At 43.5% G+C, this 17,168-nt stretch carries 11 protein-coding genes; 8 read left to right on the top strand and 3 right to left on the bottom strand.

Features of this window, described 5'->3' with window-relative positions; translation table 11 throughout:
- Positions 1-49 precede the first annotated feature (49 nt).
- Entirely contained in the window at positions 50-526 is a 477-nt protein-coding gene (locus tag M8T91_RS07535) for a PraA/PraB family alkane oxidation protein activator (protein WP_301418356.1), read from the top strand.
- Positions 527-698: 172 nt separating this feature from the next.
- Here the strand turns inward: M8T91_RS07535 and M8T91_RS07530 are convergent, their stop codons facing one another.
- Positions 699-3,764, bottom strand: a complete 3,066-nt coding sequence (locus M8T91_RS07530; protein WP_301418354.1) for a TonB-dependent receptor — start codon at positions 3,762-3,764, stop codon at positions 699-701.
- A gap of 1 nt (position 3,765) precedes the next feature.
- On the opposite strand from M8T91_RS07530, the gene M8T91_RS07525 reads away from it, so the two are divergent.
- From M8T91_RS07525 to M8T91_RS07495, 7 genes are all read left to right on the top strand, one after another.
- Positions 3,766-4,188: a hypothetical protein gene (locus M8T91_RS07525; protein WP_301418352.1), complete on the top strand. Its 423-nt coding sequence runs from the start codon at positions 3,766-3,768 to the stop codon at positions 4,186-4,188.
- A 1,401-nt stretch (positions 4,189-5,589) separates the two neighbouring features.
- Positions 5,590-6,477, top strand: coding sequence for a zinc metalloprotease (locus tag M8T91_RS07520; protein WP_301418350.1), 888 nt, complete (start codon positions 5,590-5,592; stop codon positions 6,475-6,477).
- A gap of 599 nt (positions 6,478-7,076) precedes the next feature.
- Positions 7,077-7,442, top strand: coding sequence for a VOC family protein (locus tag M8T91_RS07515; RefSeq protein WP_301418348.1), 366 nt, complete (start codon positions 7,077-7,079; stop codon positions 7,440-7,442).
- Positions 7,443-7,517: 75 nt separating this feature from the next.
- A complete protein-coding gene (locus M8T91_RS07510) occupies positions 7,518-8,042 on the top strand; it encodes a hypothetical protein (RefSeq protein ID WP_301418346.1) in 525 nt (174 codons plus the stop codon).
- A 184-nt stretch (positions 8,043-8,226) separates the two neighbouring features.
- On the top strand, positions 8,227-8,661 hold the full coding sequence (locus M8T91_RS07505) for a hypothetical protein (RefSeq protein ID WP_301418344.1): 435 nt from the start codon (positions 8,227-8,229) through the stop codon (positions 8,659-8,661).
- Positions 8,662-9,030: 369 nt separating this feature from the next.
- On the top strand, positions 9,031-9,492 hold the full coding sequence (locus M8T91_RS07500) for a methyltransferase family protein (RefSeq protein WP_301418342.1): 462 nt from the start codon (positions 9,031-9,033) through the stop codon (positions 9,490-9,492).
- A gap of 109 nt (positions 9,493-9,601) precedes the next feature.
- Positions 9,602-10,063 carry a GNAT family N-acetyltransferase gene (locus tag M8T91_RS07495; RefSeq protein WP_301418340.1) on the top strand — a complete coding sequence of 154 codons (462 nt, stop codon included), beginning with the start codon at positions 9,602-9,604 and terminating at the stop codon, positions 10,061-10,063.
- 400 nt (positions 10,064-10,463) lie between these two features.
- Here M8T91_RS07495 and M8T91_RS07490 read toward each other — a convergent pair whose 3' ends face one another.
- Together M8T91_RS07490 and M8T91_RS07485 are read right to left on the bottom strand one after the other, a co-directional pair.
- Positions 10,464-10,748: a hypothetical protein gene (locus tag M8T91_RS07490; RefSeq protein ID WP_301418338.1), complete on the bottom strand. Its 285-nt coding sequence runs from the start codon at positions 10,746-10,748 to the stop codon at positions 10,464-10,466.
- 3 nt (positions 10,749-10,751) lie between these two features.
- Positions 10,752-17,111: an RHS repeat-associated core domain-containing protein gene (locus M8T91_RS07485; RefSeq protein ID WP_301418336.1), complete on the bottom strand. Its 6,360-nt coding sequence runs from the start codon at positions 17,109-17,111 to the stop codon at positions 10,752-10,754.
- Positions 17,112-17,168 lie beyond the last annotated feature (57 nt).

Here is a 17,168-nt window from a genome sequence, read left to right as displayed (position 1 = left end):
CAATTCTATTATCTTTTGAAAGATGTTCTATTTTTTTAAAGATAACATCATGATAAAACAATTATCTTTAGTGGCATTATTAGGTTTCTTCTCAGGGCAGACTTGTGCCGTAATTTGGTCTCCAACCGGGGAATTTACCTTTTCGGGTTATTTGGAATTACAATGGCAATTTTTTTGTTCTTCTGAAGTATCCGGTAGCGGACGGCTGGATGGCTCTACTGCAATTATCACCTCTTTATCAATTGAGCCTATAATCGGAGGATTTTGTTACACCGTTGTTGAGGATCTACCATATGAATTAACGGCTAGCGATCCAGAGTCGGTAACAATAAAAAATGTAAGATTATGGGGCGTTTGGACAGGTGGATACGAATGTATTGGAGATCTAAGCAGTGTATTTGAACAGGCTACTGGTGAAATTTCCTTTGATATGGCTATACTTACCGTCGATACTCCAGGCAATCCTCCATGCCAATTTGACGGCATACTTTACCCCTCCCCTCAGATATCCTTTAATTTTCCCTAGTTGGGCAAAACCTAAAATTAATCCTGCAATCCAATCACTTGTTGGGTTTATTTTTTGATGTCAAGCAACAGGCTGAACCGGAGGCCCCCGGATGAGAGGCGGGAAATGAATGAAAAAGGCCACGGCAGGGTAACCGTGGCCAATGGCGGTTAGTCGATTTTAACCACCTTGTTTAGAAGCCTTTATAGATGCTAAAACCCACAATGCGCGGGTCCAGGGTAAATACATTGGCGCTAAGCCCGGTATCATCGCTATTGGTAAAGAAATCCGTAATGGGTGCATCGTCAAATACATTCTTTACATAGAGCTGCATCTGCAGGTCCCATTCCGGCTGGGTAAAGGTGGCCGATACATTCAGGTTGCTCCAGGCTTCCAGGCGGTCATACTCGGTATTGTACACCCGCGCATAACTCTCTCCCTGGCGGTAGTAGTCTGCACGCAGTTTCAGGTCCCAATCCATTACCTGGATTACATGCTCCAGACCCAGGTTGGCGGTAAAACGCGGCGCATTGGGCAACTCGTTTCCGCTCAGGTCGGCAGAAAAACCACGCCCGCCGTTGGGAGCATCTTCGAGCGGATTATAAGTATATCCCAAGCCCAAAAGCAGATTCCATGGGAATCTTGAGTCTTGGTTCTGAAAATCCGGAGAGGTATAGGTACCCCATCTCTCTGAACCAGCACATACTTGTGCCAATGGCAATTCCTTATCTGGGTAGAAGGAGTTAAGGATATCCTCAACCAGATAGCGCGGCGCAATACAGTTACTGGGCACCTGCAGACCGGGGCGTACCACTACCCAGTCCTCATTGCCCTGGGTGCGGTTCATCACATCAATGGATTCCTCACCGTCAGCGATACGGGTTTTTAAATAGCCCAGGTTCATATCCATACGGGTGTTGGGGGTGATTTGCCAGGCGCTCTCCAGCTCCAGGCCCCAGGTTTCGGTATCGAAATTCTCGTTAAAGGAAATCCGGTCCACAATTTGCGAGACCTGGTAATCTTTGTAGTCGTAGTAGAAGGCGGTAACGTTCAGGTTCAAGCTGCCATCCAAGAGGGTATTTTTGGCCCCAAACTCAAAGGCATTGACAAATTCGGGGTCAAAGGTATTGGCCAGCGGCTGGTACTGGACTACCTCCGTGTCGATATCCACCCGTGGCGGGTTGCTGCCGCCACCTTTATAGCCATGGGCAAAGGAAACATAGAAGAGCGTCTCGTCCGTAAAGGGGGTCTCTGAACGCCAGTCCAGTACCAGCCGGCCGGTATACTCCTGCCACTCCTGTTCGATATCTTCCCCTTGGGGATAGCCACGCCTCGTCTTGCCGCCGGAAGACGCTCCGGACCTTGGACCGGTCACGGTATTTATCTGCGTACCCAGCAGTAATTGGCTGGGGATGGGAGTGGCGGTTTTCTTGTCCTCGGTATAACGCAGGCCGGCAGTCAGTTTGACATCGTCTGTCATCTGCCAGTAGGTTTCACCAAAAAGCGCACTGGAACGGGTTTTGACCAGGTTGCGGCTAAGGAAATAGTTGTGCCCCTCTTCATTTAATTGCCCGAGAGGATTGGGGTCAACATAGATGCATTCACCGGTTTCCTCATCATCGCAGGTGCCTTTGATAATAAAACCATCCTCATCTCGCTCAGGGCTATAAATTACATAAGCGATATAGGAAAAGACATTGTTAAAGACGTAGTAGTCGTCCTGGGATTCAAAATCCAGGTAGTTGGCACCCAGGGAGAAGTTGAACGGGCCATCAAAGCTGGACTGCAACCGCAGTTCATGACTCCACTGGCTGTTATCCGACTGGCTGATATCCACCGCCAGCATCCGGTCTGAGGGGCCGAGCTGGGGGTCGGTAAAGATGCCTCCTGGCGTGATTCCGGGAGTTGTGCTCTGAACCCATTCTCCCGCTAAGCGCCAAAGTCCCTCGGAATCATTAAAGACCGCATCAGATACATAACGGTTATAATCCTGGGAGCTATAGTAGTCATCCTTGGCATAGGTTGATTGGGCAAAGAGCCGCAATGAATCCCCCAGGGCCAGCTCCAGATTCAACTGCGCCACATCATTTTCAGCGCGAAACACTGGATCGTAGCTGGTGTTGATCTCCCGTAAATCACGGGATTGCTGAACATTGCCATAGGGGTCAATATCAGTTTTGAACAGTGGAACTGGCTCGCCACCATCCGACGGAGCTGCTGTCCAACCCAAATCTCCGCCTATACCCAAGGCAAAAATCCGGGTAAAAGCAAAGCTTCGGGCGTTTGGAGCGCCATAGGCATCTTCATCATATAGGGAGCCAGGCAAACAGCCCTGGCTGAACTGCGGACGTAGGCGTTCTGAGACCTCGGTATCGCCAACCATATCCAGACCCGGATCGCGGCTGCAGAGCTGCTTGCCGGTGCGGGAGCGATTATCGTCCTCCTCGAAGTGTTGCCAGATCAGGTTTGCACTAAAGGCTTCACTGGGCTCCCACTGTAAGATAACGCGGGTGGAGTAAAGATCCCGGTCATTGACGTCATTATCGGTAAAGGCGTTGTAGTCATAGCCGTCCCGTTTTGTCATGGCACCGGAAAAACGCATGGCCAGGGTGTCCCCCAGGGGCACATTCAGCATAGCGCTGGTACGGCGCGTATTATAACTACCCACTTCTCCCTTGATATTCGATTCAAACTCCGGCGTCGGCATCTGCGGCAGCATATTCACTACCCCGGCGGTGGCGTTGCGGCCATACAGGGTACCTTGCGGGCCGCGCAGCACCTCCACCCGCTGTACGTCGAAAAATTCCTGCTCATAGAGACGGTTACGGATCATGGGCGCATTGTTGAAGCTCACCGCCACTGCCGGGTCGGTACTGGCAGAGATAGCCTTGGTACCCACTCCGCGAATGGCAAAATTGTAGGTACTGAAGTTGGCCTTGGAGAAATTCACATTGGGCACCGCGCGCACCAGTTCGTCACCGCGCTCTACTTTCAGGTCGCCCATGGTGTCGCCGGAAATGGCAGATACAGCGATGGGCACATCCTGGATGCTCTCTTCTATCTTCTGCGCGGTAACGGTGATTTCTTCAATAGCTTTACTATCGGCCTCTCCGTCGCTCTGGGCGATGGCGGGCGTGGCGGTCATTGCCAGGCAGGCCACCGCAGCGCTGCACCACAGGGGGGCGGTATGATTGATTGGCTGCGCCTGGCGAATCGCCTGTGCGATCCGCTTTTTTTGCGGCTTGCGAAAATCCAACATCTTGATTCCTCTTTCTCTCTGTACTTGCTCTGTTATCGATTATTTTTGGTTATCAACCCCGACAATCGAACCGCGCTCCCTCACCCGCTGGATTGCCACCGCTTTCGATACCGACGCAACTGCGCAGGTTCGCCGGCTTTTCGGCGACAACCAACCCGCAGCCGGCGGCAGCACTTCCCTGTGCCACATTTACCCGGCACTGCTGGTATCACCGGGTATTGCCGGCACGGGCGGGAAGAAGACCCGGCACCCGAGACAGGCTGCGCACAGCTCCAGTACACTCGTCAGTAAAAACCCGGTACGGTTACGCGCCTGGGAGCGGGAGATTCTTCCCAAGGAAAGACGCAAAAGTAATAGTATCGGGGGGATTGAACCTGCTGATTTTTCGCGATTTTATGTATTCACAGACGCCAGGAAGGATTGACTTTGCAGTCTGATATTTTCAACAACAGAGAAAACGACTGGTACTTTTACAGCAGGATATTTTCTTAAAGAAAAACTATGTAGGTCAAACAGCAAATGACAGCAGCATAAGTGAGTATGCATTTACTTACACCGCTGATAGCGCGATTACCACAAACCTATTTTCCTTATTAAGTAGGCAGAAAAATACACCTATCCCGGAAAAGAAAACGATAGACCTGGTACGATCGTAATAAGTGAAAAGCTATAAACACTGAAAAATAAATTATTTCAATTATTGGGGCACAAAAATCCCTATTGCCAGGAAAATACTATTTGCAATTTATTAATGCTTTTTTACCAATGAGTGCCATACTATTTAACTTTGGGGTTCATTGTGATCCTGCAACCCCAGAAAGGCTGAGAATAATAGAGACGCCATATTAAGCGACAATTGACAATTAGAGATCCATAACTTGCGGGTAGTACCCCAACAAAACCTGCCCCAAAGAGACTCACGTGTTAAACACTACTGGCCGTTTTTTTGACACTGTAAAATATACAAAAAAGGTAGCAAAGTCACTATAAGGAAAACACTTTGTAAATACAAATCAAAATCTATCGCCTATCTATAACGTTTAATGCAAGTAAAGCTAAAGCACAGATTCCCGCACCTCTATATTGATAAAATATTAGAATTACTTCTACTAACCTCCAAACAGCAGCCTTCAAATTTATGAATAGCACACCTCAATATCGGATGGTGCAGTTTTATATACCGCACAATGCCATTGGGGAAATTTCCACAAAATATTCTGCCTACCACATCTGCTAACTTTGTGTGTTTTAAATACCAAACAGGATGGGAAGGAAAGTTTCCCCTTATTTCAAATTGCGCGATCAACACATCCCTGTACGCTCATATCGCTATTCAAGTCTCATGCGATCTGAAGGAAAATGGCATTCTACTTTTTTACCATTCCAATAAGAATCAATCTTTATCGGATATTATACGAATCAAATATAATTCCTTTTTAAATTAAATATACTGAATGCCTGTATATGATAATCCATAATTGTAAAGAAATTAATGTTCTGAAGATTTAAATTAAATATCATAAATATTTCTACCGATCAGAGTAAAAGCAACGCCCTAAGTCAAATCCATCTCCATTTATATCACCTGGCATAGAAAATAACCGTGAGATATTTTTTTGTGATATATATCATACATTATTGTCAAATTTAATTTGAGCCCACCGGGAGAGCGGCTATAGTCCAGGCGCCCCTGGTGGCTTCTTTTATCCATGCTCCTCCGATTATTACCATGTGCCATAAACACAAATTTAATGGGGGTTCGCTAGCGGTCATCTAAATACCTTAGGAAATAATACATACAAATTGAAGATAGAGGACTTTTGCAATGAATATGCCATTGAGTAAATCCACGGTATTTTATATTTTACTGTTCGCTCATTTTTCTATCAGCTCTCCGGATATTTTTGCCATTGAACCTTCAATGGATAAGCAGAAGTTACTACGTTGTGGCACCAAACAACCCAGTGTACAGCAAGCTGCTTTACAGGAAAGCTATTTCCAAAGTATGAATGGCGTATTGAATACTGTTCTGAATTCCCAGAAAACGGAAGCGAATGTTAACGTCCATTTTCATGTTATCACCGATAGCAGTGGCAACGGCGGTGTATCCATTTTTGAAATCAACGATCAAATCAACGTGCTAAACACGGGTTTTTCTGGAACACCATTTGTTTTTAATCTGGCATCGGTCACTACCACAGCAAACGACAGTTGGTATACAGTGACGCCGGATACCTTTGCCGAGTTTGAAATGAAATCGACACTGCGTGCAGGTGGAGCTGCTGACCTAAACATTTACGTAGCCAATCTTGGAGAGGATTTTTTAGGCTGGGCAACCTTTCCCAGCGAATATGACTCCAACCCGGTCAACGACGGTGTTGTAGTATTAACCGAAGCCCTCCCGGGTGGTAGCGCGGCGCCTTATAATGAAGGCGATGTCATGATTCATGAGGTGGGTCACTGGGTTGGTCTTTACCATACCTTTGAAGGTGGCTGCAGCAGTCCTGGGGATTTCGTTGATGACACACCGGCAGAAGCTTCACCGGCCTTTGGTTGCCCGGTGGGGCTGGATTCCTGCCAAGGACCTGGATTTGAAGGGTTAGATCCGATTAATAACTATATGAATTTCTCCGACGATTTTTGCATGTTCCGCTTTACCCCTGGCCAGAGTAATCGCGCTCAATTGCAGAGCAGCTTTTTCCGGGGTCTTTGACCCTTGATCCTCATGGGAATCCGGTTGGTGTGAGCGGATATCAGCTTAGCCCCAGGTTGGTAAATCTGGGGCACAGCCTGTCAAACCATCAATCCGGCAATCATTAGGGCAACCGTTGGCCCCCCCTACCATTTACCGCCAGCAGCTCTGCACTTGAGATCAGCTGATCAACACCCCTCATGTTGAATATGGCGTCATTTATAGTAAGATCGAATATCCTGAGCAGATCCTTATATAATGGAACAAGCTCAGGATAGCAAAGTCCCTAAGTTCTCTACTATCGACATGGTAGTCAGGATCAATAGCAATTGAACGGTATACCATCTTACAGCGCGCCGTAGGCGCTGGTGGCATTTTCCTAAGGTAGAAAATGCTATGGTAACAACCTCTCAAAAACTGCCTATTTTCTTCCAGAACTGAGATATCAGATAGGATTGCCATACTCTATAAATGAAACGTTAGTACCAAATAGAGATTATTTATTGAATATACAAGTATTTCCAGATACTGACAACAGTTTGCTTTTGAATTTACAACCGGCATAATGCTGGTTTTACTGGCAAATAAAAATTTTACCTATTCATCAGGCAGGAAACAAAATGGAGAAAGTCAATGGGATTGGTGGTATTTTTTTCCGTGCCAGAAAGCCAGAAAAACTTGCGCAGTGGTACGAGCAACACTTAGGCGTAAACCCTGTTCCAACAGAAGACAGCCATCCCCCCTGGATACAGGAGGAAGGCCCGACAGCATTTGCACCATTTGAAAATACGACAACCTACTTTGGCGATCCTGCACAAAGTTGGATGGTTAATTTCCGCGTAAATGATTTGTGTAAAATGGTAGATCAGCTTCGCGGAGCAGGTGTCGAAGTAACCATAGATACACAGGCGTACCCCAACGGTAAATTTGCCAGACTTTATGATCCGGAAGGCAATCCAATTGAATTATGGGAGCCAAAAAACTGAATATTCAAGTCCAGCTATGTTCTTTAACCACTCATTTTAGAAATCTATCCAAAACACATACTGAAGGAGTATACAATGTTTATGCCACGGATTATGGTAGGAATGGGAATGACACAAATTCTTAAAAAAGGTCAAGCCGGTAAATTGTATTCAGGACATCTCACATATTGCAGCGCACTTGTTTTTAAAGTACTCGACCAGCACAATGAAGTAATCGGCGTCGGAATGACCCATCGGGGAATTGAAACCGAAGATTTATTCAGGAAAAATTTTAGAAATACGCTTTCTGAACTCGGTGATCCCAGCAACCTAAAAATCGAACCCTGTGCGCTACAGACAGCACCTGACACTCACATAAAAAACGTTCCCTATTCTGATACAAGCATGCCCAAGGGCAGCCATGAAAATACACTTGATGCACTTATCCAGGCTATGGCAAGTGAGTCAAAAATGGATACGAATGAACTTTTCAGGCTATCTGAAGCGGGACCAAAGGCCAACTTTTTAGCTAATGATTGCACTGCAGAAGTTAATAGTAACGGAGAGGTAATGGTACCGAAGAGAAAGAACTACTGGGATCAGGCTTGTAGTATATGTTGAAGAGCCGTATAAGCCTATACCCTTGAACAACCTGAACCTACATAAGGACAAGTCCAGGTATCCAGCAAAGTGTGAAAATGTGGTATTCTTGTCTGGCACTGCGTATTAATTACCACCCGGATTTTATGGGTACAATGTTTGCTGATATTGCTAAGTACCAAGTGTCATTACAGGAGAACAATCTATGTTCGAGAATCCATCATTAATTACACGCTTGGCAGTTGGCAAAATTATAGGCTTTGTATTCGGGCTTGTCGGATTTATCTTTTTACCTTACTTTTATCCAGAGAGTGACTGGCTGCTCAGGTGGGGAATTTTACTGTGGTATACCACTCTTGGAGCCATTATCGGGGTTTTTGGAGTCTTTACCTACCATCCCATATTAAAATTACCTTTCCCTTGGTGGTTTAGGGCGCCTTTATTGGGCGCCTGGATGAATTTTGTACTTACTTTTTTTGCATTTGATACTATGCAGGCTGTACTAATTTCTGCCTTCGGCGATAACAACACCTTCCATTCCCCTTTTTGGTTTACACTTGAAGGCGCCATTATTGGATTGATTATGGGGTATTTTGCAACACGGCTAGGTGGCGAGGGAGTGAAAACTGTAGCGCACTAACATGCTCCTTGGTCCGTAAAGAACCTATATACTTATGGGAATATTTCCACTACTTTTATTTTTCTCTATTTATTATTAGTGACTTATATTCTGTATTTTCCAGTAGTTTGGGATAAAAGAAACTCTAACAATTGGTGAGCTAAGAAACTGTTTGATTGGTATATAATTTCCACCCTGGTTCTCGCTTGCGAATTTTTGCGGCACTCAATTGGAACTCTATTTTCTTCTAAAATGATCAGGATCAATGAAAACAGGGCTGATTAGTCTGTTCATAGTACATATACTAACTGTTGTCATCTGGCCACAGGATGCTCCAATAGTAGTTATGATCAACTAAATTTTCTCTATACCTATATAGATAGAAATAAGATGAAATTTCTTGAGTTGAAAATTCCTCCCGTTATCTTAGTGCTAGTCTTTATTTTGAGCATGTTGGCATTGAGACAATATTCACCTGAAATTGGATTTGAATACAATACAAGGTTAATTTTATTTATTTTAATAAGTGTATTATCAGCACTTATGTCCCTTTCAGGTGTCATGCACTTTAGAACAGCAAAAACTACCGTAGACCCAAGGAATCCTGAAAAATCTGCAATGCTTGTTACAAATGGAATATACAGATACACAAGAAACCCTATGTACTTGGGATTTGTATTTTTTCTCACAGGATTTTCAATTTTTTTAAATTCTGCTTACAGTTTAATACTAGTTCCAATATTTATAATCTATATAACGCTTTTTCAAATTATACCGGAAGAGAAAATTTTGCTGAAAATCTTTGCTCAAGAATTCATAAAGTACAAAAACAGTGTACGTAGATGGTTGTAGTTATAGCAATCTTCAATTTCTTATAAATAGAACTTTCAGGCAGTCAATTCTTCTTATTGTTGTCAGAAAGGCTCCGTATCGGTAATATTATTCATAATTCAGTAATGTCATGAAAGCAGTAAAATATCAGAAATTTAGTGAAATCAACCCAAGTGATCTTTTATCAATGCTCAATAGAACAAAGGTAAGAAAACACTTGATTGACCATCCACTGTTTACAGTGGATACCCTGAATACCTGGATGGATGCAAAAATTGCGGTAGATAGTATTCCAGGCTGCAGGATTAGAGCTATAGTATTTGAAGGCACCCTGGCTGGCTGGTGTGGTATTCAATTGGAATATGAAAAGTATGAACTTGCGATAGTAATTGATGATCAATTCTGGGGACTAGGCAAGGCAGTGTTTCAGGATATGATGAAGTGGGCCAAAGAACTGGGACATAAAGAGGTTTTCATACATTTTCTGCATACCCGCCCTGGCTACAGATTCTTGGATAAAATTGCAAAAAGTGTGCATAAAACCAATATGCATGGCGACAACTTCACCACCTATCAGCTGGAAGTAAAATAATATCTGGCTGCGCATAGCACCATACCTAGCTCTTTGGTGTGTGCTCCTTAAACCATTGTTATTTCCAATTGAAATTTCAAACAACCCAATAATAAAGAACACTAATCACGCTACAGTTATTATTCCAAACCAGGCAGATGGATCTATAAATTTAAATATAACCAATCCAAAAAAATAAATGAAGGGACATATTCAATAGATAAAATTATCTCCCCCACAATTTCCACAATTTCCACAATTTCCACAATTATTCCTACCAGGAAAAATGGGAATAATTACCTGCTTAAAACCAGGTTTAGCGCCACATTTTATATTTAAATTTATCTAATATCTTCATATTCTATTTCACACAAGCAAAAGCGGGCCACAAAGGCCCGCGCATTTAATTAAAGTTAACTTTTTATTGGATTGGATCAACCAATTTACCAAACAACAAAACCATACAAAAAGCCGCTGTCATGGCAATTGATAGCAAAGAAATAAAATTTAAATTAGTTTCAATTCTTAATATATGGTATAGCCCTATACCAAACGCAGCCGTTGATACTGAAAAGTATTGTGGAATTACGTTTTTCAAGCCACATTTTTTGCATTTAATTCTAGAGATAAAACTCAATACAATAAGTTGTAAAAAACTAGGTTTGTTATTACATTTTTTGCAATTAAATTTATCTAATATTTTCATATCCTATTTCTCACAAGAACTCTGTGATTGATTATAATCCCGCCAAAAGTCTTCTGCCCTTTGTGGCGTGATATGTTTATACATATTAGAAGCAAATTTTGAAGCCACAGTACCTACAGTTATTCCTGTACCTGTACCGCCTAAAGCACTACCTAGAAACCCTAAAGAAGAACCTACAAATGCCCCAAAGGTATTAGCGGAATTATATTCACCTGTTCCGGCTTGACTTGTGACCTCATAAATTGGTCCTACCGGTAAGGCGCTAGCGGCTGGCGAATTTTTAAAGGCAATATTATCTATCACGTTTGAACTGGCAATCGCCGCTATATTTTTCCCCAATTCGTTAGCTTTCATATACTCTTCACTATAGCGCCCACTATTAGAACTAGATTGACCCGCAGTACCTGAAGAAGAAGAAGGAGTATTCGAACAATCTTTCTCGTCTGCTTCGTCTTGCGCGTCCTTTTCGTCTTTTTCTTCCTGGGTCAAGGGTGGGGTAATAGTACCGCCCGGAATACCGCCGCCGAAGTCTACCCAGTCACCACTACTAAAAAGAGAACGGTAAAGCATTTTTTCAAAACCTGTTAATCCGCCGCCGCCTTGGCACGCATCGTCACAAATTACCTCTACTTCTTCCATCAAAAAACCGCTAGGGTCAGTAAAGCTTAGAGGGTTATTCATAACATAGCTGTAACGGTTCCAGCTTTGACTATTGCCCGGAGCTTGTACAATGGGGTCAGGGCTCAGGAAACGACCCATAGCAGGGTCATAGATACGCCCGTTCATGTGTATTAAGCCGGTTCTATCTAGCTGTTCATGGTTGGTAAAGCCGCGATTTGTGCTAAGGCCCTGCGCCGCTAAAAGGTCTTCTAGGTCACTTGCGCTAATATCTCCTGTCCAGTCGCCACTTCTGCGGCTTCCGTAGGGGTCATAAGCTAAAGCGTTTAGAGAGCCTAATAGCATGTTACCTTCAGCGTCTGTTATTTTCTCCACCGAATCCAAGTGATCCCTGTGCAGGTATTCAACCGTATTGATCGTAAGGCCAGCTTGATCAGTGAGAGTGTATAAAATAACACTCTTATCAATCCGTGTCTTTTGTATCCGGTTAAAATCCGGGTCATTTCCGGGTAAGAAGTCTTCAAAACCGCCAATAATAAAAGTTTTATCAGTTACTAACTGTTGAGAATCATTATCCCAATAGCTTGATTCACGGTAAAAGCGCTTATTATCAGGACCATAGCGGAAGCGGTCACGGGCGGTGGGTGTTTGGTCGCTTTGACTATCGCCTACAACAATTTCTGTAGGTAACTGCCTGGCATTCCAGGTAATCCACTTATCGTCCCCGCTAGCCGCGTCATAGCGCACAATAGCGCCGTTAGGGTTATACCAAAAATCATAGCTAGTACCGCCCACAGTTGCAGAGCTGACCGCATGTGCGCCTGCATTGGCATTTTGGCCGTACTGGTAGCCGTCTACCGTGTTATCTCCTGTAATGCTGCTAGATTTACTTTGTATATTGCCCAGCTTATCAAAAACATTTGTTAGCGTACGCTGGCTAGTGCCGTTAAAGAAAGTTTGTGCGATTTTCAGCCGGTTTAACCCATCATAGCTAAACTCCTCGCGCTTATTATCGTTAGAGCCAGCAGGCCCGCGACTTTCTAAACTTCCATTACTGCGCCAGCTGTAAACATTGTTTTGAACTACTTGGGCGCCCATAGAAACAATAGTTTCTAGTTTGCCCGTGTCTGGGTTGTACGTCCTTGTAGTCGTTATACCGTTACCATAGGCTTCTTCCTGAGGCATACCACGCGCGTTTACGTCCTTAATAGTCTTTAAGGTATTAATGCCGTCTGTTAGCTTGTGAAGATATCCACGCCCGTTGTATTGATAGCCAATAACAGCGCCTCCCGGATCGGTTACAGCCGCCACACGACCCCGGCTATCATAGCTATAGCTTTGCTGATAGTTGCGTACTAATCCGCCAGCTTGCAATAAAGTTTTAGTTTTAATCAGCTTTGCGTTCGAATCGTAGCTATTTTCCGCTTTATACACTTGGCTACCGCCAGTAGTGTAGATTTTGCTACCTAAGTGCCCTATACCGTTTGTCGGATCATAAGTCCACTCCGCAAGGCCTTGACTGTCTTCCCTGAAACGTAAACGGCCCAAATTGTCATAACTATTAGTGATAGTCTCCCCGCTATTGTCAGTTTGACTAACCAGTTGGCCTAATGCATTGTAATCACTCGATACTATGCCAATATCAGGCCCAGCCATAGCAACCAAGTAGCCGGCTTTATCATAGTCATAAATAGACTCTGTTAAAACGTCGTTGTTTACTTTGGCTGAAAGCATAGCCCCCGCGCCGTTATAAGTATATTTAGTCGATACTTTTTGCGGCGTGCCTATGGCCTCAATAGTCCATAATTTATCATTGATAAAGTTATAGGTAGTTTCTCTTACTTGCGTTTCTTCTAAAACGCCAGCGCTGTTTAAAACGTCCTCTTCTATAGTAACTTTGTATTGGCCCGCATTAGTTCCGGGAGCGTATATGGTACGAATCTGTGAACCGTCAGGGCGGTCTACTTGCGTTACGCGGTTGCGTATATCAAATTGATAAGTAGTTAAAGGCTTTTGATCGCCAACAAAATAGGGCGCTGTTTCTAAGTACATGCGGCCCAGTAAATCGTAATTAAATTCTTGTCTTACTGTATCGACGCCGTTAAATGCCTGTGTATCCTGTTGTATGATACGGTCTAAAATATCGTAGTACCGTGTGATATTTGGTGTTACTGGTGAACTTTGAGTAACTTGATAAGCTGCTAACTGGTTGCCATAGACTGGGCAGGTTCCCGCGAGACAATAATCACGGGTTATTGTTACGCCTACACCGTCACTATTGACACGCTTTCTTTCTCTTCCGAAATTATCATAAGCAAACGTAGTAGTTTGATTATTAAATTTAATGGAAGTAGGCAAACCAAAGCGCTTTTCATAGTCTATCGTAGCAATTTGGCCTAAAGCGTTTGCTACAGAAGACGGGTAACGCTTATCTAAATAGTTATCTTTGGTTGTTGTGCGCTCATCAATACCCACTCCAGAAACAGTTTCTGACCTTAAATTCCCGTCGCTGTCGTAGGTGTATTCTGTTGTTAGTTCGTATTTATCGTCGCCTGGAAATACCGCCATTGTGCCTATCTGGTAAGTATTACCGAAGGGCGTATAAATAACACTTTCCACTTTATCTGCGGCGCCGGTTAATGGGCCGTTAAAATAACTACTTTCCTCAGCTTCTTTAAACAATACCAACCAATTAACGGGCCTGTTGTTATAAGTAATTATGTTTTCTGTACTACGTTTGATACCGCTAACAGAAACAGTTTTTACTTCCCCCCAGAAATCTTGCGCGGTTGGTACGTTGGCATTAAGACAGAATCGAGCAGTTTTAATAGTGCTATCTAACAACTCCCCATTTTGTGGATAAGCCGTTTTCTGTAAATCTGTAGTGTAAAATTTATAGCCCAGCGTTTGGCCATTTTCTAAAACCCATTCTAAGCGTTGCTTAACATAAGGGTTTTTAGTCGTATTTTGGCCGGTTGACAGGGTTAAACTACCGTAACGGTATTGGGTTTTTGACAACAACTCATTACTACCCGGAAGCACGCCTTTGTATTGTGTTTCGCGGGCAACGCGTCCGATATAGGGATAATCTAAACGGAACTGTTTGTAGGTGACAATATTAGAACTCAAATCATGGATTCTTTGCGCTGGATAGCCCAGAAAGCCGCGCCTTAGCGTACTCATGTAGCCTTTGCCTTGGTAGGCATATTTTGTTTTATGCCAGCCGTTGACGTTGCCGTTAGAGCGCCAAACCTCAGTTACTACAGACCGGTAATTGCCACCAACAGCGGTAAGGAGGTTTGCCTGCTCCGGTGTAGAATCCTGTCCAAAAGGCCTTTCTATAAATAAGCCATCATTAGAATTATCAGTAATCATAGAATAATAAAACTGTATTGATTGGCCTAATGTGTCGGTAACCTGGGAAACCCCCGTGTTAAATTCAATATCATTAGCGGTTTCAGTTTCTACCCAGTCAAGCGACATAGGGTTTAAGCATTGCTCATTACTACCGTTTACATCAAAAGCGCATTTCTGTACATACTTTAATCGGCGGTAGTCTTCTATTTCGCCTTCGTCTTCAGAAATCATTTTGTACTGCCTAATAAGCTTATTGTTATACAGTACTTTTATGTGGTGCAGTAATACTAATTGCTCCTGCTGGATTTCTTCAGAGTCCAGCGGTTGCGGTGGGGCGTCACTGCGGGTGCCGTATTCAAACTGTATACGCGCATCTGAATCGTTACCGTAGATAATTTCTAACGGGTAATTAATGCCCTCTACCGTGTCGCGATGATAGCGATAATTCAACACATTACCAAAATTGTCTGTTACCTTGTTAAGTGACCAACCAAAATGGGTAGACTTACCAACTTTTAAACGGCTGTTAGTGGTTTTACCGTACTCCTGAATTCTACCGTCAGGCGTGCGCACTTCAAACCATAGTTTACCGTTATTTTCTTTTAGCTCTATAAGGTAAAAAGTTTCCTTTTTGGTCCGGTAAGTACTACCAACTTGCCAGCGGTTACCAGACACGGTTACCAACGGTTCCCCGTTAAAACAAATTGAGTCTGTTTCATTCAATTTTATTTTATCGGTATTAGGGCGGCCAATTTTACAACGGCGAATTTCCCCAAAACCGCCAATACGCCAACCATAGCCTAAATAATCTTCTGGCAAAGATTCATTATTCCTTTGCCTAAAGCGGGCACCAGAATAATTTATATTTACAGTTGGCTCTAAGCCATTAACCCCCGGCGCAACTTCAACTGGAATTTTTATAAGTACGTCACCAGTTCTGGTTACATCCGTTGTATAATCCATTTTGCCGGGTACGGCCCCAGTAGATAGCACTACCGCCGGTTCTATGCCGTCCAGGTTATGCACTTTAACCCAAGCGCTAGTTTTCCAGCCTGTGCAAGAATTACCGTTACAAGCTTTCACCCGATAGCGGTATTTGTCGGCAATATGGCCACGCGCCTGATAAATTTTTGTGGTGGAGTTGTTCAGCTGCACATTTTGCCAGCCATCAGCCCCGCAAGTTTCAATGCCGGTTTTACAGTAGCGCTCTAACTGATAGGAAGTAACAACACCCGAAGCGTTCCAACTTATATCATAGTCGCCAAAGTCACTAGATTCTGGGGTATTTATAGAAATACCGCCCGGTGTAGGTAGCGGCGCATTGACAGTGACTATTTTATAGCTGCCTGAAGGAGTCCAAAGCCCCCAACCAGCGGCGTTTTTAGCTCGGACTCGGAAACGATAAGTACCACTAGAACCTGGGGATAGATTAACTGAAAATGTAGTTTTATTGCCTAAATTATCATTACCACAATTATTGAAACTAAACCCAGTACTATTTTTATTGCATTGCACTTGATAATTATTAATTGCATCAAAAGCGCCCGTGGGAGCACTCCAGGCTAATTGGAAGCTGGCCGACTGAGTCCCCCCGCTGGGTTGTGTGAAATTAGTTACTGCGTCAGGCCTGCGGTTAACCGTTAAATACGCGGAATACTCCCAAGGGCTATACTTAGTAGCGCTGCTTATTGTTAAGAAAGAACGCACACGATAGCGATATTTACCACTTGGTAAAGCACCAGAAGCGGGAACTCTAATTGATCTGGCATTTAGATTTGTTGAAGAATATATATTATTCCAATTTCCATCTGATCCGCAATTGCCTTTACATTGTTCAACTTGGTAGCCGCTTATTGGCGGCGGTGTGCTTGCGGCATTCCATTTTAAATTGAAAATCCCATTTCTGTCTTCACCGTTTTCGGTGTTTTGAAACTCTGTGATTCCTGGCGTATTTGGTGATTTTATAACAATTACTTCATCCACATAGTACCATGTCCTTACAGGCGGAGTAGGCGACGGCCAGTTATTTTTACGTGCTATGCCATAGCGGTACTTATAATGGCCTAACTCTTGATTTCTAGCTTCATGCCTGTACTTATTATTTCCTAACTCTTTTTTTGGAACTGTAAACCAGCTACCGGCGGGGCCCCATTCTTGGATAAAAGCCATTTCGCAGTCACTAACAACTAAAGCGGAGAAATCCACATTGTAGTTGCCGTCTGTATCAATAATAGGGGCCGCTGATTTTGTAGATTGGGCCAAAATATTGTCTTTATTATCTTTCAATAGCGGCTCTATAACATCACAAGGATCTTTAGGGCGTGCGCTTGTTGTTGCAGCTATAAAACTGCTGAAAAATAATACAAATATTAAAAATCTTTTAAACATGGTTTAACCTGTTGTTATTTAAAAAATAAAAAACAATATCCACAAGATATAAAACTC

It is taken from the genome of Microbulbifer sp. MI-G (genome assembly GCF_030440425.1).
GTDB classification, from domain to species: domain Bacteria; phylum Pseudomonadota; class Gammaproteobacteria; order Pseudomonadales; family Cellvibrionaceae; genus Microbulbifer; species Microbulbifer spongiae.
The sequence above is the reverse complement of the archived record's forward strand: the minus strand, read 5'-3'. Positions and strand labels throughout refer to the sequence as shown.